This window comes from Nonomuraea sp. MG754425 (genome assembly GCF_021699195.1).
Classification (GTDB): domain Bacteria; phylum Actinomycetota; class Actinomycetes; order Streptosporangiales; family Streptosporangiaceae; genus Nonomuraea.
Genome location: NZ_SSXE01000027.1, coordinates 34,785 through 52,180 on the forward strand (window position 1 = coordinate 34,785; position 17,396 = coordinate 52,180).

13 protein-coding genes are annotated in these 17,396 nt (G+C 70.8%); 9 read left to right on the forward strand and 4 right to left on the reverse strand.

What is annotated here, in order from left to right:
• Positions 1–79 precede the first annotated feature (79 nt).
• Positions 80–1,513 carry an aldehyde dehydrogenase gene (locus FAF44_RS12235; protein ID WP_237103234.1) on the reverse strand — a complete coding sequence of 478 codons (1,434 nt, stop codon included), beginning with the start codon at positions 1,511–1,513 and terminating at the stop codon, positions 80–82.
• A gap of 126 nt (positions 1,514–1,639) precedes the next feature.
• The gene (locus FAF44_RS12240) at positions 1,640–4,633 is read right to left on the reverse strand and encodes a M14 family metallopeptidase (RefSeq protein WP_237103211.1); all 2,994 of its coding nucleotides are present in this window, start codon (positions 4,631–4,633) and stop codon (positions 1,640–1,642) included.
• Positions 4,634–4,863: 230 nt separating this feature from the next.
• Here FAF44_RS12240 and FAF44_RS12245 point away from each other — a divergent pair, with 230 nt between their 5' ends.
• Complete coding sequence (locus FAF44_RS12245) at positions 4,864–5,760, forward strand: hypothetical protein (protein WP_237103212.1); 897 nt, start codon at positions 4,864–4,866, stop codon at positions 5,758–5,760.
• Here the strand turns inward: FAF44_RS12245 and FAF44_RS12250 are convergent.
• The gene (locus FAF44_RS12250) at positions 5,742–7,067 is read right to left on the reverse strand and encodes a GH1 family beta-glucosidase (protein ID WP_237103213.1); all 1,326 of its coding nucleotides are present in this window, start codon (positions 7,065–7,067) and stop codon (positions 5,742–5,744) included. The two genes, FAF44_RS12245 and FAF44_RS12250, sit on opposite strands and share 19 nt — an antisense overlap.
• Before the next feature lie 87 nt (positions 7,068–7,154).
• Here FAF44_RS12250 and FAF44_RS12255 point away from each other — a divergent pair, with 87 nt between their 5' ends.
• Positions 7,155–7,781, forward strand: coding sequence for a TetR/AcrR family transcriptional regulator (locus FAF44_RS12255; RefSeq protein ID WP_237103214.1), 627 nt, complete (start codon positions 7,155–7,157; stop codon positions 7,779–7,781).
• Positions 7,782–7,784: 3 nt separating this feature from the next.
• Here FAF44_RS12255 and FAF44_RS12260 read toward each other — a convergent pair whose 3' ends face one another.
• Positions 7,785–8,708: an aldo/keto reductase gene (locus FAF44_RS12260; protein WP_237103215.1), complete on the reverse strand. Its 924-nt coding sequence runs from the start codon at positions 8,706–8,708 to the stop codon at positions 7,785–7,787.
• 79 nt (positions 8,709–8,787) lie between these two features.
• Here FAF44_RS12260 and FAF44_RS12265 point away from each other — a divergent pair, with 79 nt between their 5' ends.
• The 7 genes from FAF44_RS12265 to FAF44_RS12295 all read left to right on the forward strand — a co-directional run bounded on the left by FAF44_RS12265 (position 8,788) and on the right by FAF44_RS12295 (position 17,395).
• Positions 8,788–9,147, forward strand: a complete 360-nt coding sequence (locus FAF44_RS12265) for a MerR family transcriptional regulator (protein ID WP_237103216.1) — start codon at positions 8,788–8,790, stop codon at positions 9,145–9,147.
• A 36-nt stretch (positions 9,148–9,183) separates the two neighbouring features.
• On the forward strand, positions 9,184–10,620 hold the full coding sequence (locus FAF44_RS12270; RefSeq protein ID WP_237103217.1) for a penicillin-binding transpeptidase domain-containing protein: 1,437 nt from the start codon (positions 9,184–9,186) through the stop codon (positions 10,618–10,620).
• Between the two features lie 85 nt (positions 10,621–10,705).
• Positions 10,706–13,060, forward strand: coding sequence for a LuxR C-terminal-related transcriptional regulator (locus FAF44_RS12275; protein WP_237103218.1), 2,355 nt, complete (start codon positions 10,706–10,708; stop codon positions 13,058–13,060).
• A 339-nt stretch (positions 13,061–13,399) separates the two neighbouring features.
• Entirely contained in the window at positions 13,400–14,173 is a 774-nt protein-coding gene (locus tag FAF44_RS12280) for an AMP-binding protein (RefSeq protein WP_237103219.1), read from the forward strand.
• A 126-nt stretch (positions 14,174–14,299) separates the two neighbouring features.
• Positions 14,300–15,601 carry an ABC transporter substrate-binding protein gene (locus FAF44_RS12285; RefSeq protein WP_237103220.1) on the forward strand — a complete coding sequence of 434 codons (1,302 nt, stop codon included), beginning with the start codon at positions 14,300–14,302 and terminating at the stop codon, positions 15,599–15,601.
• Between the two features lie 55 nt (positions 15,602–15,656).
• Positions 15,657–16,538 carry a carbohydrate ABC transporter permease gene (locus tag FAF44_RS12290; protein WP_237103221.1) on the forward strand — a complete coding sequence of 294 codons (882 nt, stop codon included), beginning with the start codon at positions 15,657–15,659 and terminating at the stop codon, positions 16,536–16,538.
• Entirely contained in the window at positions 16,535–17,395 is an 861-nt protein-coding gene (locus FAF44_RS12295) for a carbohydrate ABC transporter permease (RefSeq protein ID WP_237103222.1), read from the forward strand. Before FAF44_RS12290 ends, FAF44_RS12295 begins: the two co-directional genes overlap by 4 nt.
• Position 17,396: the final 1 nt, after the last annotated feature.

The window sequence follows — 17,396 nt, forward strand, 5'->3', positions numbered from 1 at the left end:
GCGCTGGGTGGCCATCTGTGAGGGCCCCGCCTTCTGGTGGCGGGGCCCTTCCCTCATCCGCCCCGCTCCGGCCCGTACGTCAGCCGAGGCGGGCGATCGTCTTGTACTCCAGGTAGCCGTTCAGGCCCTCGGGGCCCAGTTCGCGGCCGATGCCGCTGGCCTTGTAGCCGCCGAAGGGGGCGTTGGTCTCCAGCATGAAGCAGTTGACGCCGTACGTGCCCGTGCGGACCTGGCGGGCCACCTCCATGCCGCGGTCGGTGTCGGCCGTCCAGACCGTGCCGGCCAGGCCGTAGTCGCTGTCGTTGGCGATGCGGACGGCGTCGGCCTCGTCGTCGTACGGGATCACGGCCAGGACGGGGCCGAAGATCTCCTCGCGGGCGATGCGCATGTCGTTGCTGACGTCGGAGAAGACGGTGGGCGTGACGTACCAGCCCCTGTCGTGGGGGCGGTTCAGGCCGCCGACCACGATCTTGGCGCCTTCGTCCATGCCGATCTTGATGTAGCCCTCCACGCGGTCCTGCTGCCGCTTGGCCACCAGCGGGCCGACGCCGGTCGCCGGGTCGGCGGGGTCGCCGACCGGCTGGGACTTGACCATGCCCGCGATCGCGTCCACGACCTCGTCGTAGCGGCGGCGGGAGGCCAGGATGCGGGTCTGGGCGACGCACGCCTGACCGTTGTTCATGAGCGTGGCCATGGACAGGAAGCCCATGCCGGCGGCCAGGTCGGCGTCGTCGAGGATGATCGCGGCCGACTTGCCGCCCAGTTCGAGGCTGACCCGCTTGAGCTGCTCGCCGCAGATGGAGGCGATGCGCCGGCCGGCCGCCGTGGAGCCGGTGAAGGCCACCTTGTCCACGCCGGGGTGCGAGATGAGGTGCTCGCCCACCTCGCGGCCGGCGACGACGACGTTGAGCACGCCGGCCGGCAGCCCGGCCTCGGCCGCCCACTCGGCCAGCAGGTACGCGTCGAGCGGCGTCTCCGGCGCGGGCTTGAGCACGATCGTGCAGCCGGTCAGCAGCGCGGGCGCGACCTTGGTCATGGTCACGAACTGCGGCACGTTCCACGGCACCACGGCCGCCACCACGCCCACCGGCTCCCTGCGCACGGTGATCGGGCCGAACAGGCCGGGCCGCTGCTCCTCCTGCTCGAACGTCTTGCCGAGTTCGGCGTAGTACTGGAGCATGCTGAGCGGCTGGGGCGCCTGGGCGAGGTTGGAGAAGGTGATCGGTGAGCCCATCTCCTCGGTGATGAGCTGGGCCATCTCGCCCTGCCGCTCGTTGTAGATCGCCGCGAGCCGGCCGATCACCTCGGCCCGTTCGGCGAACGTCATGCGCGTCCAGGGCCCGTGGTCGAACGCCTGCCTGGCGGCGGCGATCGCGCGTTCCATGTCCTCGGCCGTGCCGTCCGGCACGCGGCCGACGACCTCCTCGGTGTGGGGCGAGACCACGTCGATGGTCCCGGTGCCTGCGGGGGCCACCCATTCGCCCCCGATGAACAGCGTGTCGTGCCGGCGCATGTCGTGAGCCTCCTGCTTGACCGAATGCTTGCTTGGCATCGAAATGCCTCAAAGCGACCGAATCATGTTCTGTCAGCAGGCGCAAGTGGGGGTGCGGCGCCCGCGCGCCGCACCCCGTCGGAGACCTCAGCGAGAGCCGCTGAGCAGGTGCCGCATGGACCGCTTGAGCAGGTCCGCGCGGGCCCCCGCGTCCGTCACGCTCTCGACGCCGAAGCCGAGATAGACCGTGTCCTCGGTGACGATGCCGCCGCCCTCTTCGAAGACCTGGTCGGTGCGGAACCAGTTGTTGACCGACTCCGCGCTGCCCTCGGGAGCCGCCGTGACGGTCCAGCCGCCCTGGTCCGCCTCGAACGAGGTGGACTCGGTGACCGTGCCGTCCAGGGTGACGGCGAAGTCGTCGAGGAAGACGCCCGCGCCCTGGGTGGCCCAGTCGCTGATGGAGGAGACGGAGATCTCGACCTGCTTGCCCGCGTACGGGGTCAGGTCGATCTTCCACTGCTGCCAGCCGGCGGAGTTGCCGGAGGCGGCGTGCCACGCGCCGGAGGAGCCGGTCGGCTCGCAGCCGGGGCCCTGGTAGCGCTGCGTGAACGGGTGGATGGTGCGCCAGCCGCCGCTGTTGCCGGCCTGGCAACTGTCACCGGTGTCCTGCGTGGTGTGCCCGTTGACGTCCGGCAGGGTGGTCCAGTCGTCGCCGCCCGCCGTCCGCGCCTCGACCGTCAGGAAGTCCCAGGCGGCCTCGGTGTCGTACGACGTCCAGAACGACAGCTCGCCGCCCGTCTTCCCGGTCAGGTCGACGGTCTTGGTGAGTCGCTTCCACGCCTGGTCGGAGATGCCGCTGTAGACGTCCCAGGAGCCGCTGTGCGGGTCGAACGGGCCGGTCGGGCGTACCCACTTGATCTGGGCCGAGGCGGCGAACCTCGGGAACCGGTCGGCGGGCAGGATGGCCGAGGTGGCCACGAACGAGTTGGTGTGGCCGGGCTCGATCGTGGCGCCGAAGCCGTCGAACCTGCCGCCGTTGCCCGCCAGCGCGTACGGCTGCCCGCTGGCCGGGTCGTTGCCCGCGTCGTCGAAGAAGACGTAGGCGCCGAGGTAGTACTGCTGGAAGTCGTTGAACACCGGGATGCACGGCGGGTCGTCGGGGACCGTGCACTCGGGGCTCTCGGGCTGGTCGGGCTCGTAGTAGTACGAGCCGTTCGCGTTCTGCGCGTACGACGGGTACTTGCCGGCGTGCAGCAGCTTGCCGCCCTCGTTCAGGTAGTCGCGCACCGCCAGTTCGGTGTCCACGGCGCCCTTGGAGGTGGTGCCGGCCACCTGGCCGGGCGACCTTGGGATGATGTCGTCGCCGGTCTCCCAGACCACCGCCTTGTAGTGGCTGAGCACGCCGAGCGGGTGCGGGGCCGTGCGGCCGGCCTTGTCCATGTCGTAGACGTCCGAGGTGTAGCCGGCGGCCTTCAGGGCGTCGGCGTACACGCCGGCGTACTTGGCCTCGGTGCCGCCCTGCGCCGGGCTGAGGCCGGTGACGTCCTCGGTGGCCAGCACCAGCACCTGGCCGCCGATGTCGGTGGCGACCGTGTAGGTGAAGTCGGCGCTCTTCTTGCCGATCGAGCTGAACCAGACCTTCACCTTGTCGCCGGGCTTGGTACCGGTGATCTTGCCGCGCAGGCGGTGGTAGTAGCGGTCGTAGCCCTTGCCGTAGCGCTCGCCGCCCTTCCACTCGCCGGTCGTCGCGATCTTCGTCCGGCCGCCGTTGACCTGGTAGTTCAGGAAGACCGGGCCGAGCTTGCGCTTGGCGTTGACCTGCACGACCTGGGTCTTGCCGTGGCTGGTCCCGAAGGGGTCGAGCACGAAGTCGGGCGTGGTGTTGCCCAGGTGGTTGACCGGCTCGACCGGGTTGACCGCGGACCTGGCCACGTCCAGCGCGAAGGGCAGGTTCTTGACGAACTCCGCCTGCACGAGCGCCTCGTCGTCGGGGAAGACGAACCCGCATCCGTCACAGCCCTCGTTCAGCTCCGGGGTCCACGACAACGTCCCGTAGCGGGAGTGGGCGTGGTCGTTGGTGTCGCCGTTCGTGGTGTACAGCTCGGCGCCGAGGTCGGGGTCGAAGCCCGGGACCGCCGGGTCGGCGTCGTCGCCGGTGAGCGCCTCGTAGATCGGGTTGTCGGCGGTCGTCGTGGCGATCTGCCAGCCGACGGGGTAGAGCAGCAGCGGGCCGTAGGAGTGGTAGTTGAGCTGCATCTCGAAGCCGACGCGGCGCAGCAGGCCGTCCATGGCCCTGGTCTCGGGCTCGCTGGCCGGACCGGTGCCGCGGTAGGTCTCGGAGCTGGGGATGCTCGACGAGCCTTCCTCGTCGTAGTGGAAGTTCGTGGGGAAGTTCCGGTTGGTGTCCACGCCGTCGCCGCGGGTGATTTGGCCGTCGCCGTCCACGTCGCGCAGGTTCTTGCGCCACAGGCGGTTGCCCTCGGTGAAGGTGAAGTCGTATCCGTCGGGGTTGGCCACCGGCACGAACCACAGCTCGGTGCGGTCGAGCACGTCCTTGAGCGTGCTCCGGTTGGCCACGACGTGCTTCAGCAGCCGCATGTCCACCTCGGCGGCGATCCACTCGCGGGCGTGCTGGGTGGCGGAGTAGAGGGTGGCGGGCTTGAGGCCGTCCGGCAGCAGCCGCGCGCCCGTGCTCACCTTGACGGCCAGGATGTCCTGGCCCTTGAGGGTCTTGCCGATGGACTGGAGCTTGACGATGTCCTTGTTGGCGTTCGCGACGGCCTTGAGCTGGTCGGCGATGCCGCCGGGCTCGGAGTAGGACTTCCAGACCGTGTAGCCGGAGGCCGCCTGCGCCTTGGCGGCCTGGAGCTGGGACTGGCCCTGCGGGTTGCGGACGAGCTGGGGCCGGTGGCCGAGCTTGGTCAGGGCGGCCAGGTCCACCTGGGCGGCGGTCAGCTCAAGGTGTTCCTTGTCCCCCTTGGTCTCCTGCCGGACGACGTCGAAGCCCTTCTCCCTGAGCGCCTGCGCGGTGCCGGGCGGGCTGTCGAGCTGGTAGAGCTCGATGCGGTCGCCGGCGGGGAGCGGGTCCACCGACGCGGCGGCCGGCAGGGCCACGAGGGAGGTGCCTAAACAGAGGAGCACGGCGGAGGCGAGGGTCAGTGATCGAGACACGGTCTGCCTTTCGCAGAGACGGAATCGATCGCCATCTCAGACCTTTGGAGCGATCTAGACAAGACCCAACTTTTGCCGCCCCGCCCGATCGGACAAACCGTACAAGTTTCGCCAAAGGTGCAGCAGTTCGGCCGTTCGGGTGGCACGGATCAAGATCATCTTCTATAGTTTCGGTCCGACTAGGTGGGGAGGGGACGGGTGTGAGAATCTGGCGGCTCGCCGTTCTCGTCGCCGCACTCGCCGGGCTGCTCGGACTGCCCGCCCCGTCGCCGGTCCTGGCCGCTCCCACCCCCGCCGAGCTGCGCAAGCTCACCAAGCAGGCGGCCCGGCTGAACGACCTCTACCGCGGCCAGATCCAGAGCCTGGAGGACCTGCGCGTCCAGGCCAAGAAGGCCACCGACACCTCGGGCGGGCTGCAGGCCCAGCTCAACGCCGCCCGCGCCGAGGTGAGCCGGATCGCCCAGACCTCCTACATGGTGGGGCCGCTCGACGGCGTCCGGCTGCTCACGCCCAGCACCGACCCGTACACGTTGCTCGGGCAGGCCGCCAACCTGACCCACATGGCCCAGGAGCGGGCCCATCGGGTCGAGAGCATCCAGAAGCTGATCGACAAGTCCAACGACGCCAAGATCAACGCCAGCGAGAAGATCGAGAAGATGCGCAAAGAGATCAAGGCGTTGGAGAGCAAGAAGGGCGAGATCCAGAAACTGCTCCAGAAGTACGGCTTCCAGCAGCCCGGCGGCGCCGAGGGCCTGACCCCCCGCATGATCTCCGTACGCGCCGAGATCATGGCGAACTTCCCCATGAAGTACGGCGTCGGCTGCCTGCGCCCCGGCGACCCCGGCGAGCACGGCAAGGGCCGGGCCTGCGACTTCATGATGTCCGGCGGCGGCAGGATGGCCGGCGGCTCCGACGGCGCCAACGGCGACGCGCTGGCCGCCTGGCTGATCAAGAACGGCGCGCGCATCGGCGTCATGTACATCATCTGGAAGCAGCGCTACTACGACATCAGGTCAGGCGGCGGCTGGGACCCGATGTCCGATCGCGGCGGCGTGACCGCCAACCACTACGACCACGTTCACGTCTCGGTGTTCTGACCCGTTTCCTGCGCGCGCAGGAACTCCCTGAACCAGTGGTAGGAGCGCTTCGGCGTGCGCCGCTGGGTGGCGAAGTCCACGTGGACGAGGCCGAAGCGCTGCTCGTAGCCCTCGGCCCACTCGAAGTTGTCCAGCAGCGACCAGACCAGGTAGCCGCGCACGTCCACGCCCTCGGCCATGGCCTGCCGCATGGCGGCGATGTGCCGGTCGAGGAAGTCGACGCGGGCCGCGTCGTCGACGGTGCCGTCCGCGGCCGGGACGTCCTGCTGGGAGCAGCCGTTCTCGGTGATCAGGATCGGGGGGAGCGCGGCGCCGTAGCGCGCCTTGAGGCCCGTGAGCAGCTCGCGCAGGCCGTCGGGGACGACCGGCCAGCCGAAGGCCGTGGTCGGGTGGCCCGTGATGCCCGCGTCCTGGAACGGCAGCCCCGCACCGGCCGGGGCGGCGATGCGGGTGGGGTTGTAGTAGTTGACGCCGAGGGCGTCCAGCGGGGCGGAGATGACGTCGAGGTCGCCGTCGCGCACGAAGTCCAGGGCGGGCGTGTACGCCGACAGGTCCGGGTAGCGGCCGAGCAGCACGGGGTCGTTGAACAGCCGGTTGTGCAGGACGTCGTACGCGTCGGCGGCCCGCAGGTCCGCCTCCTCCCGCGAGGCGGGCCAGACGGGCGTGCAGTTGTTGGTGAGCGCCACCTGCCGCGCGCCCGCCGCCCTGAGCGCCTGGACGGCCCGGCCGTGGGCGAGCAACTGGTGGTGCGCGGCGGGCAGCGCGCCGGTCATGAGCGCCCGGCCGGGGGCGTGCAGGCCCATGGCGTAGCCGTAGGCCATGTGGACGAACGGCTCGTTCAGGGTGATCCATAGCGGTACGCGGTCGGCCAGCCGGGCGGCGACCACGGCGGCGTAGTCGGCGAAGATCTCGCAGATGTCGCGGTCCATCCAGCCGCCGCGCTCCTCCAGGGCCTGGGGCAGGTCCCAGTGGAACAGCGTCGGCACCGGCTGGATCCCGGCCGCCAGCAGGGCGTCCACGAGGCGGTCGTAGAAGTCGAGGCCGCGCGCGTTCACCTCGCCCGCGCCCTGGGGGCGGACGCGGGGCCAGGAGATCGAGAAGCGGTAGGCGTTCACGCCGAGCCCGGCCATCAGCGCGACGTCCTCGCGCCAGCGGTGGTAGTGGTCGCACGCCACGTCGCCGGTGTGCCCGTTCCTGGTGCGGCCGGGCTCGTGCGCGAAGGTGTCCCAGACGGAGGCGCCTCGGCCGTCCTCGCGGGCGGCGCCCTCGATCTGGTAAGCGGCCGTGGCCGTGCCCCACAAGAACATGTTCGCCTCCTATGCGAGTGAGGCTCATGTTAACCCGAGGTCAAAGACCCTGACTCGCCCCGGCGGGAATTGCGCGAGGATGGGGCCATGACCAGTACCCTGCGCCGCCGGCCCGCCCAGCGCCGGAGTGTCGAGAGGGTGGAGCGGATGCTCGACGAGTGCGCGCTCCTGCTCGACGAGGTCGGCTACGACGCCCTGACCACGAAGGAGGTCGCGCGCCGGGCCGAGGTGCCCATCGGGACGTTCTACCAGTTCTTCCACGACAAACAGGGGCTGGTCAGGGCGCTGGCGCGGCGCAACCTCGAGGCGTTCCTGCAGCGGATCATCACCCGCATCCCCGAGGCCGACCTCGGCCACTGGACGGATCTGGTCGACCTGGCCATCGACGAGTTCGTCGACATGAAGCGCGCCACCCCCGGCTTCGCGGTGGTCGACTTCGGCGAGGTGCTCACCGCCACCGGCGACGACGGCAAGCGCTCGCTCGACGAGACGCACGAGAACAACGTCGTGGTGGCCGAGCGCCTGCGCGCCCTGTCGACGGAGCTGCTGGACGCCCCCGTCGGGCCGGGCCTCGACCGGGCGCTGCTGGTGGCGGTCGAGGCGACGGACGCGGTGCTGAAACTGGCCTTCCGCACCGACCCGGGCGGCGCTCCCGAGCTCATCGCCGAGTGCAAGCAACTGGTCCGCCGCTACCTGGCCGACCACCTGCCCTGAGGCTCAGCGGGCCGCGTCCATCCGCTCCCGCAGCGCCGCGTCCAGCTTGAGGCCGGTCGCGCCGATCGCCTCATCGAGCTGCTCGACCGTGGAGACCCCCACGATCGGCACGATCCCGCCGGCCGTCAGCCAGGCCAGGACGACCTGGTTCGGGGTCGCGCCCAGCTCACCGGCGATCTCGTTCAGGACGGCCAGCCGCCGGGTCGTGCCCGGGTGGTCGTAGCTCTCCGGCCTGGGCCGGTCGGGCCGCGTGTACGCGCCGAACATCAGCGTGTTGTACGCCCACAGCGTCAGGTCCGGCTCGGCGGCCAGGTAGTCGAGCGTGTCGTCCGTCACCAGCCGGTGCCCGGACTCGGCGAGCCTGGTGTCCGGGCGCGGGCGCAGATACGTGTGCCGGAGCTGCAGATGGCTGTACGGCAGCCAGCCGCGCGCCGCCGAGACGTTCCTGGCCCGTTCCAGCCGCCAGGCGGCGATGTTGCTGGCCCCGATGGCGCGGACCTTCCCGGCCTGGGCCAGCTCGTCGAACGCCCCCAAAGTCTCCTCAAGCGGGACAGAACGATCTTCGATGTGCGACCAATACACATCGATGTAGTCCGTCCGCAATCTCGTCAGGCTGCCCTCCACCCCCTTGGCGACGGCGGCGGCGGACAGCCCCTCGGCCGAGTCCAGCGTGGTGTCACCGGCGACGGTGGGCCGGCCGCCGACCTTCGTGCTGACGACGATCTCGTCCCGGTTGCCCCGGGCGGCCAGCCACGCGCCGATGGCCCGCTCGCTCTCGTCGCCCGAACGGCCCTCCACCCAGAACGGATAGTTGTTGGCCGTGTCGATCATGGTGCCGCCGGCGTCGGCGAAGCGGTCCAGGATGGCGAAGGTGGTGTCCAGATCAACGGCGGTGCCGAACGGGATCGTGCCGAGTGCGATGTCCATGGCGACGACTGTGGGACCTGGAGCGGACTCCATGTCAAGCGGTTGACCTGGAGCCCACTCCAGGTGAGATCCTGTGCGGGTGAGCGTGTACACACCGGCCGAGGCCGTCGAGGAGACCGGCTTCAGCATCGACACCCTTCGCTACTACGAGAAGATCGGCCTGCTGGAGCGCGTCGACCGCAACGCGGCAGGTCAGCGCAGGTTCAGCCAGGAGGACGTCGGGTGGCTGGGCATGGTCCGCTGCCTGCGTGACACGGGCATGCCCATCGCCACGATGCTGCGCTTCGCCGAACTCGTCCGCGCCGGCGACCACACCGTCCCCGACCGCATCAGGCTGCTGGAGGAGCACGACCGGCAGGTCCAGGGCCAGATCGCCAACCTCGCCGAGCGGCAGAGCTACATCCATCACAAGATTTCCTACTACCGCAGCCTGCTCTAGCCCTGCCTTTGCGGCCCGCTTGCTACATCTCGATCCATGGCTGGATCGAGTGGGGGGTGGCTCGACGTCCCGCTGAGCCGGGTCGCCAGGCTGTGCGCGGCGCTGCTGTTCGTCCTGCTCGCGCACATCACGATCGTCCAGTCGTTCGGCTCGTACGCGCTCAACGCCGACCGCAGGAACGAGCGCACGCTGATCGACCGCTACGGCCGCCCGCGCGGCGACATCCGCACCTACGACGGCACGCCCATCGCCATCAGCCGGCCCACCGGCGGCGAACCCTACCGCTACGACCGCTTCTACCCGCACGCCGAGCAGTACGCGGCCGTCACCGGCCACGTGGCGCTGCACCGCTCCACCGGCATCGAGCAGGCCCAGGACGCGGTGCTGTCCGGCGAGGACCCGAAGGTCAAGGTCAGGTCGCTGGTCGGCGAGGGGGCCGTCGAAGGGGCCGACCTGCGGCTGACGCTCCGCGACCGGGTGCAGCAGGCGGCCCACGAGGGGCTGCGGGCCGCCGGGATCCCCGGCGCGGCGGTCGCCCTCGACCCGGCCACCGGGGCGGTCCTGGCGCTGGCCACGTACCCGACGTACGACCCGAACGCGCTGGCCACCTTCGACCGCGGCCTGCTGGCGGAGACGATCCGGCGGCTCCGGCAGGACCCGGCGCAGCCCCTGCTCAATCGGGCGCTGAACCGGGTGTATCCGCCCGGGTCCACGTTCAGGCTGGTCACCACGGCGGCGGCGCTGGCCTCGGGGGAGTACACGCCGTCGGGCCCGGTGGACGCGCCGGCCCGGCTGCGGCTGCCCGGCGCGCCCCCGTACCTGGAGACCGGGCGGTGCGGGCACCGGCGGCCGACGCTCACGTACGCCTTCCAGACCTCCTGTGACACCGCCTTCGCCGCCATCGGGCTGCAACTCGGGCAGGACCTGCTGCGGGACCAGGCCGAGTCGTTCGGCTTCAACGCGGCCCACCTGCGCATCCCGCTGCCGGCGACGCCGAGCCGCTACCCGCTGGGCATGGACAGGACGCAGACGGCGCTGGCGGCCATCGGGCATCACGAGAACCGGGTGACGCCGCTGATGGTGGCCATGTTGTCGGCGGCGGTGGCCAACCACGGGGTGCTGATGCGGCCGTACCTGGTGGAGGAGGCGCGGCTGCCGGACGGGGCGGTGATCAACCGGGCCGCTCCGGTGCCGTACCGGACGGCCGTGCCGCCCGAACTGGCCCGTCACCTGGCCGCCATGATGACGTCGGTGCCGTCCGCGGACGGCTCGGGGGCGGCCACCTCGGGGATGGGGATGGCGCCGAAGTCGGGCGCGTCCGAGGTCGGGCCGGCCGAGAACGCGCTGGTCACGGCGTTCGCCCCGGCCGACGCCCCCGAGGTGGCGGTGGGCGTCGTGCTGGAGCGGCCGGGGGACGGGGCGACCGCGGTGGCGGCGATCGCCCGCGCGGTCATCGAGGCGGCGCTACGCTGACCGGCCACGGCTGAAGCGGTACGGATGTCACTTCTCCACCGGATAAGCCTGGGCGCGAAGCGTAGTTGATGACACACTCACGGTGATGCAGCGATTCCCGGAAATGAGCAACCTCCCGGCCGAGCCCAACGCCTTCGTGGGCCGGGAGTCCGATGTGGATGAGCTCGTGCACCTGATGCGCGTCTCCCGTGCCGTGACCCTGTGCGGGGCGGGCGGCATCGGGAAGACCAGGCTGGCCCTGCGGATCGCCGCCCGGATCGCCCCCGCCCATCCGGGCGGCGCGTTCCTCATCGAGCTGGCAGACCTGGAGAAGGGCCTGCTCAGAGCGGAGATCGGCGCGGCACTCGGCATCTCCGGCGACGTGGTCGAGACGATCGGCGAGCGGCGCGTGCTGCTGCTGCTCGACAACTGCGAACCGGTCATCGGGGAGTGCGCCGAGCTCTGCCGCGACCTGCTGCGGGCCTGCCCCGGCGTGACGGTGCTGGCCACCAGCCGGGAGCCGCTGCGGGTGCCGGGCGAGACGGTGTGGCGGGTGCCGCCGCTGTCGGTGGTGGGTGCGGAGAGCGAGGCCGTGCGGCTGTTCGTGACCAGGGCCGGCGCCGCCAGGCCCGGCTTCGAGCTGACCGCCGAGACCCGGCCGCTGGTCGTGGAGCTCTGCCAGGCGCTCGACGGGCTGCCGCTGGCGATCGAGCTGGCCGCCGCGCTGGTCCGGGTGCTGTCGGTGGGCCAGCTCGTCGAGCGGCTGGACCACCGGTTCCGGCTGCTGGCCGGCGGGGCGCGGACCGCTCCGGCCCGGCACCGTACGCTCAGGGCGGCCGTGGACTGGAGCTACCGGCTGCTCAGCCCGCAGGAACGGCTGCTGCTGCGCCGTACCGCCGCCTTCCGCTCCGCCTGGACGCTGGACCTGGCCGAGTGGGTCTGCTCCGGTCCCGGCCTGGCCGAGGAGGAGGTGCTGCCCCGGCTCTGCGACCTGGTGGACAAGTCGCTGGTCGTGCTCGACGGGGAGGTGGCCGGGCAGGCGCGTTACCGGCTGCTGGAGACCGTCCGCGAGTACGCGCTGGAGCAGCTCGCCGAGTCCGGCGAGGAGGCCGAGCTGCGCCGCCGGCACCTGACGGCGCTGGCCAGGCTGGCGGCCAGCTTCAAGGAGTCGCTGGCCCCCGGCGTGCGCACGTCGTGGCCCGTGGTCGAGCGGTACATCAACCTGTTCGACGGGCTCAAGGCCGAGGCGAACGCCGCCTGCGACTGGTCGATCGCCGTCGGCATGCCGGAGACCGCGCTCACCCTGCTGACCGACATCCGCTTCCTGCTGATCGGCAGCGGGCGCAAGCTCGACTCGACCGAGCGGCTCGACCGGCTGCTCGCCCTCGACGCCCCGCAGGTGCCGTCCGGGCTGCGCGGGCGGGCCACGATCGTGCGCGGCGAGCTGGCGCTGGCCGCCGGCGACTTCGAACCGGCCACCCGGCACATCCGCGCCGGGCTCGAACTGTGCGCCACCGCCAGGGACGTGTACGGCCAGGCCGTCGGCACGATCGCGCTGGCCCAGCTCACCGGCGAGCAGGACATCCTCGACCACGCCCTCGACACGGCCAGGCAGTCGGGCGACCTCATCCTGGAGTCGCTGGCCCAGGGCACGCGGGCGCGCTTCGGCCTGCACCAGGGCCGCCTGCACGAGGCGCAGCGCGCCTACCAGGCGGTGCTGACGATCAGCGAGGAGCTCGACAACCACTACGGCCAGACGTTCGGCCACATCGGCCTGGCCCAGGTGGCCAGGAAGACGGGCGACGCCGGCACCGCCAAGCGGCACTACGAGTCGGGGCTGCGCCTGCTGCGCCGGGTGGACGCCAGGCAGCAGATCGTGAGCTGCCTGGCCGGGCTCGGCCGGGTGGCGCTCGACCAGGGCGACCTGGTGGAGGCCAGGGCCAGGCTCACCGAGGCGCTGATGCTGAGCCGCGACGCGGGCCTGCGGGCCGGCACCGCGCGCCGGCTGGAGGCGTGGGCCGGGCTGGTCACCGCCGAGGGCGATCACCGGCGCGCGGTGCTGCTGGTGGCGGCGGCGGTGACGCTGGGCGGCCGGCAGCCGGACGCGCGCACCGAGGACGTGCTGCGCCCGGCCCGCGACAGCCTCGGCGGGGCCGTCGTCAGCGTGTTGTGGGCGGAGGGCACCGCGCTGAGCGCCGACCAGGCCGTGGCCTGCGCGCTCGAAGGCGACCTGCCCGAGCCGCCGCCCGAGCCCGTCGTGCCGGTCACCCAGGACAGCAGGCTCACGCCCAGGGAGCAGGAGATCGCCGACCTGGTCGCGCGGGGGCTCAGCAACAAGGCGATCGCCGACGAGCTGGTGATCAGCCCGGCCACCGTGGCGCGGCACGTGGCCAACATCCTCGCGAAGCTCGGCTTCTCCACACGTACACAGATCGCCGCATGGGTGGTCGGCAGCCGCTGAGCTTCTACACACCCCGTGTACATCGTCGAATGGCCATGTCAGAGCATGTGCGGGCAGCCTCTGCAGGCTTACCGTTTCTTCCGTGATCGACCGCACCGCGCGTACCTCGCACCAACTGGAGGGGACGCCGCGGCCGATCGGTCGGGGACGTCACGCGTCCACGCGGGGCTGGGCCTTCTCGGAGGGGTGGGGGTCCGGCTCCGGACGCGTGACAGCGGGCTCGAGTCGCGCAGGGCTCGGGCCCGCCCACCCGCGACCAGACCTCTTCGCGCGAATGGACAGCCGCCTACATACATCGGTGGATGCTCGTGCCGTGCCCGCGGTCGTACGTTGACGGGCATGAAACCCACCGCCTCGACCACCGGCACTGTGATCCACGAAGTGTTCAGCCGGGCCTACGAGCGCGGCGACCGTCCCGCCCTCGTCGATCTGCGCGGTGGCCACGTCTACGGTTATCGCCGGCTGGTGACGGAGGTGACCAGGGCGGCGTCCGGGCTCGTGCGCAGGGGCGCCCGGCGTGATCAGGTGGTGGGCGTACATGTCTCCTCGGCCGGCGCCCAGACGCTGGCGGTGCACACGGTGGTGGCGGCCGGCGGGGTGGCGGCGCCGATCGATCCGGGGACAGGCGCGTACGAGATGGCGGCGTGGTTGCGTGAGTGCGACGCCCGCGTCCTGATCACCACGCCCGATCTGGCCGAGACGGCGATCCTGGCGGCCGAGGAGTCGCGGGTGCGCCAGGTCGTCTCGCTGGGCCCGGCGCTCGACACGCTCGACTTCCGCTGCCTGCTCGCGCTGGAGCCCACCGCGCTGCCCGCGCTCGACGCCAAGCGGCAGTGCGCGCTGCTGCTCGCCTGCGGCGACCGGCTCTCCCACGCCGGCCTGCTGGCCAGGATGGCCGCGCTCGACCTGCCCGTGCGCCTGGCCGAGACCGACGTGGTGCTGACCACGTGGCTGCCCGACGGCGGCTGCGACCTGACCGCGCTGGTCGCGCTGGGCATGTCGAAGGGCGCGCTGGTGGTCGCCGCGGACGGCGGCGACCTGGCGGGCACCAGCCACGACTTCGGCGTCACGGTCGTGACGAGCCCCGACGGGACGCTGGAGCGCGTCGGCTGACAGTCGAATATGCGGAGCTGTTACCGCCGATCCCTTGACTCCGCGCGGCCTGAAGTGGGTTGATAGCCGTTGTTGACAACGTTGTCAAATCACCTACTTCGGGGGGATTCGAAGGGATGGTGTGGGATGCGACGGTGGTTGGCGGCCGTATCGATCACGATGGCAAGCGTGCTCGCCCTGGCGGCCTGCGGAGGCGGTGGCGGGGGCGCGGGGCAGCCGGCGCAGTCGCCCGCGGCGAGCGGCGGCGGGAAACAGCAGGTTGAGGTCTTCTCCTGGTGGACGGGCCCGGGTGAGGCCGACGGCCTCCAGGCGATGAGAAAGATCTTCGAGGAGAAGAACCCGAACTACACCTTCTTCGACGCGGCGGTGGCCGGCGGCTCCGGTGACAAGGCCAAGGCGCTGCTGCAGTCGAAGCTCCAGGCGGGCACCCCGCCCGACACCTTCCAGGGGCACGCGGGCGCCGAGTTGCAGGGCTACATCAAGGCCGGGAACCTGGAGGACCTGACCCCGCTCTACGACGAGCTGAAGCTCAAGGACGTCTTCCCCGCGCAGCTCATCGAGCAGATCAGCGTCGACGGCAAGATCTACTCCGTGCCGGTGAACATCCACCGCTCGAACGTCCTGTGGTTCAACCCCTCCGTGCTCAAGGACGCCGGGGTCGCCGCCGCGCCGAAGACGATCGAGGAGTTCATCGCGGCGCTGGAGAAGGTCAAGGCCAAGGGCAAGATCCCGCTGTCGATCGGGTCGGAGTGGACGGTCACCCACCTGATGGAGAGCGTGCTGCTCGGCACCCTCGGGGCCGACGCCTACAACGCGCTGTTCAAGCCGGGCGCCGACTGGACCGGCCCGCAGGTGACCACGGCGCTGCAGAACTTCGCCAAGATCATGGAGTACGTGGGCGACCCGCAGGACGACTGGCAGCCCGCGGCCAAGCAGGTGGCCGACGGCGACGCGGCCTTCAACATCATGGGCGACTGGGCGTACGGCTACTTCCACAACCCGCCGGAGGGCGGCCTGGGCAAGACCTCGAAGCAGGACTTCGACTGGGCGCCGTCGCCGGGCACCGAGGGCACCTACCTGTGGTTGTCCGACAGCTTCACCCTGCCCAAGGGCGCCAAGAACCGTGACGGGGCGATGGCCTGGCTGAAGGTCGCGGCCAGCAAGGAGGGCCAGGACGCCTTCAACCCGCTGAAGGGCTCCATCCCCGCCCGCAAGGACGCCGACCAGGCCCTGTACACCGACTACCTGGCCGACGCGCTGAAGGACTGGTCGAGCGACAAGCTCGCCGGGTCGATCCAGCACGGCGTGGCGGTGAACCAGCCATGGCTGGCCGCGATCAACGAGGCGGTCGGGCTGTACATCGGCAGCAAGGACGTCAAGGCGCTGCAGCAGGGCCTGGCCGACGCGGCCACCGCCAACGCGCAGTGATTCGAGAATGCGGCAGGGGCGCGCGTCCCTGCCGCATCCACGGGAGGACACGCTTGTGAGGCGGGCACGCACCTGGCTGCCCGGACTGCTCCTCGTCACGCCGTCGATCGTGCTGATCGGCGTGTTCGTGTACGGCATGCTCGGCTGGAACTTCCGGGTCGCCATGACCGACCAGCACGACGCGGTGTCCGAGGGGCGGTTCGTGGGGCTGGAGAACTTCGTCGAGATCTGGGACCTGCCCCGATGGCACCTCTCGGTGAACCACGCGATCATGTTCACGATCGTGTTCGTGCTGGGGGCGCTGGTGCTCGGCTGGCTGCTGGCGTTCCTGATGGAGAAGGGGATCAGGGGCGAGGGGACGTTCCGGGCGATCTACCTGTTCCCGATGGCGATCTCGTTCGTGGCGACCGGCATCGTGTGGCGGTGGCTGATGAACTCGGGCACGGGGGAGCGGGCGGTCGGGCTGAACCGGCTCTTCGACTGGATCGGGCTGCCGCAGTGGCAGTGGTTCCGGGATCCGGACTGGGGGATGGCCGCGATGGCGATCCCGGCCGTCTGGCAGATGTCCGGATATGTCATGGCACTCTTCCTGGCGGGATTCCGGGGCGTGCCCGAGGAACTGCGCGAGGCCGCGCGGGTGGACGGCTGCGGCGAGTGGGGCGTCTACCGGCACGTGGTGCTGCCGCTGCTGCGGCCGGTCACGCTGTCCGCGCTGATCATCCTGGGGCACATCTCGCTGAAGGTGTTCGACCTGATCGTGGCGGTGTCCGGCAAACAGATCATCACCGACGTGCCCGCGGTGTTCATGTGGGTGGCGGTCTTCGACTCCAACGACCCGGCCAAGGGGGCCACGATCGCGTCGTACATCGTGCTCAGCGTGGCGGTCTTCGTGATCCCGTACCTGATCTGGTCGGTGCGTAAGGAGAGGCGCTCATGACGGCGGTCGCCGGGCGCAGGGCGGCGGTCTTCGGATGGGCCCGCTTCGGCCTGCTGATCCTGTTCGTGCTCGTCTTCCTGATCCCGATCTACGTGCTGCTGGCCACCAGCTTCAAGCCGCTCACCGAGGCCGACCCCGGCCAGGCGTGGAACCTGCCGCAGACCTGGACGACCGAGGCGTGGCGGGTGGCGTGGGAGAAGCTCGCCCCCGGCCTGTGGAACAGCGTGCTGCTCGCCGTCCCCGGGTCGCTGCTGTCGTGCGCGCTCGGATCGATGAACGGGTACGTGCTGTCCAAGTGGCGCTTCCCCGGGGCGGACGTGCTGTTCACGCTGTTCCTGTTCGGCATGTTCATCCCGTACCAGGGGGTGATGATCCCGCTGGTGCAGCTCCTCGTCTCCATCGACCAGGCAGCCGGGCTGCAGGGCGTCTTCTACGGCGGGATCCCCGGCCTGGTGCTGGCCCACGTCGTGTACGGCATCCCGATCTGCACGCTGATCTTCCGCAACTACTACGTGACGATCCCCGACGAGCTGATCGAGGCGTCCCGGGTGGACGGGGCCGGCATGCTCCGGGCGTACTGGTCGGTGGTGCTGCCCGTGTCGGGGCCGGCCATTGCCGTGGTGATCATCTGGCAGTTCACCTCGCTGTGGAACGACTTCCTGTTCGCCGTCTTCCTGACCGGGCCGACGAGCTGGCCCACGACCGTGATGCTGAACAACATCGCGGGCGCGCAGGCCACCCCGTACAGCCAGCAGATGGCCGCGGCCGTGCTGGCGTCCGTCCCGACGATGCTGATCTACGTCCTGCTGGGCCGGTTCTTCATGCGCGGGCTCATGGCGGGGGCGCTGAAGGGGTAGC

Bases quoted from the DNA above. Each gene is read 5' to 3' on its own strand.
- FAF44_RS12235 (WP_237103234.1), bottom strand. From the start codon at position 1,513: ATGCGCCGGCACGACACGCTGTTCATCGGGGGCGAATGGGTGGCCCCC.
- FAF44_RS12250 (WP_237103213.1), bottom strand. From the start codon at position 7,067: ATGTTCTTGTGGGGCACGGCCACGGCCGCTTACCAGATCGAGGGCGCC.
- FAF44_RS12255 (WP_237103214.1), top strand. From the start codon at position 7,155: ATGACCAGTACCCTGCGCCGCCGGCCCGCCCAGCGCCGGAGTGTCGAG.
- FAF44_RS12260 (WP_237103215.1), bottom strand. From the start codon at position 8,708: ATGGACATCGCACTCGGCACGATCCCGTTCGGCACCGCCGTTGATCTG.
- FAF44_RS12270 (WP_237103217.1), top strand. From the start codon at position 9,184: ATGGCTGGATCGAGTGGGGGGTGGCTCGACGTCCCGCTGAGCCGGGTC.
- FAF44_RS12275 (WP_237103218.1), top strand. From the start codon at position 10,706: ATGCAGCGATTCCCGGAAATGAGCAACCTCCCGGCCGAGCCCAACGCC.
- FAF44_RS12280 (WP_237103219.1), top strand. From the start codon at position 13,400: ATGAAACCCACCGCCTCGACCACCGGCACTGTGATCCACGAAGTGTTC.
- FAF44_RS12285 (WP_237103220.1), top strand. From the start codon at position 14,300: ATGCGACGGTGGTTGGCGGCCGTATCGATCACGATGGCAAGCGTGCTC.
- FAF44_RS12295 (WP_237103222.1), top strand. From the start codon at position 16,535: ATGACGGCGGTCGCCGGGCGCAGGGCGGCGGTCTTCGGATGGGCCCGC.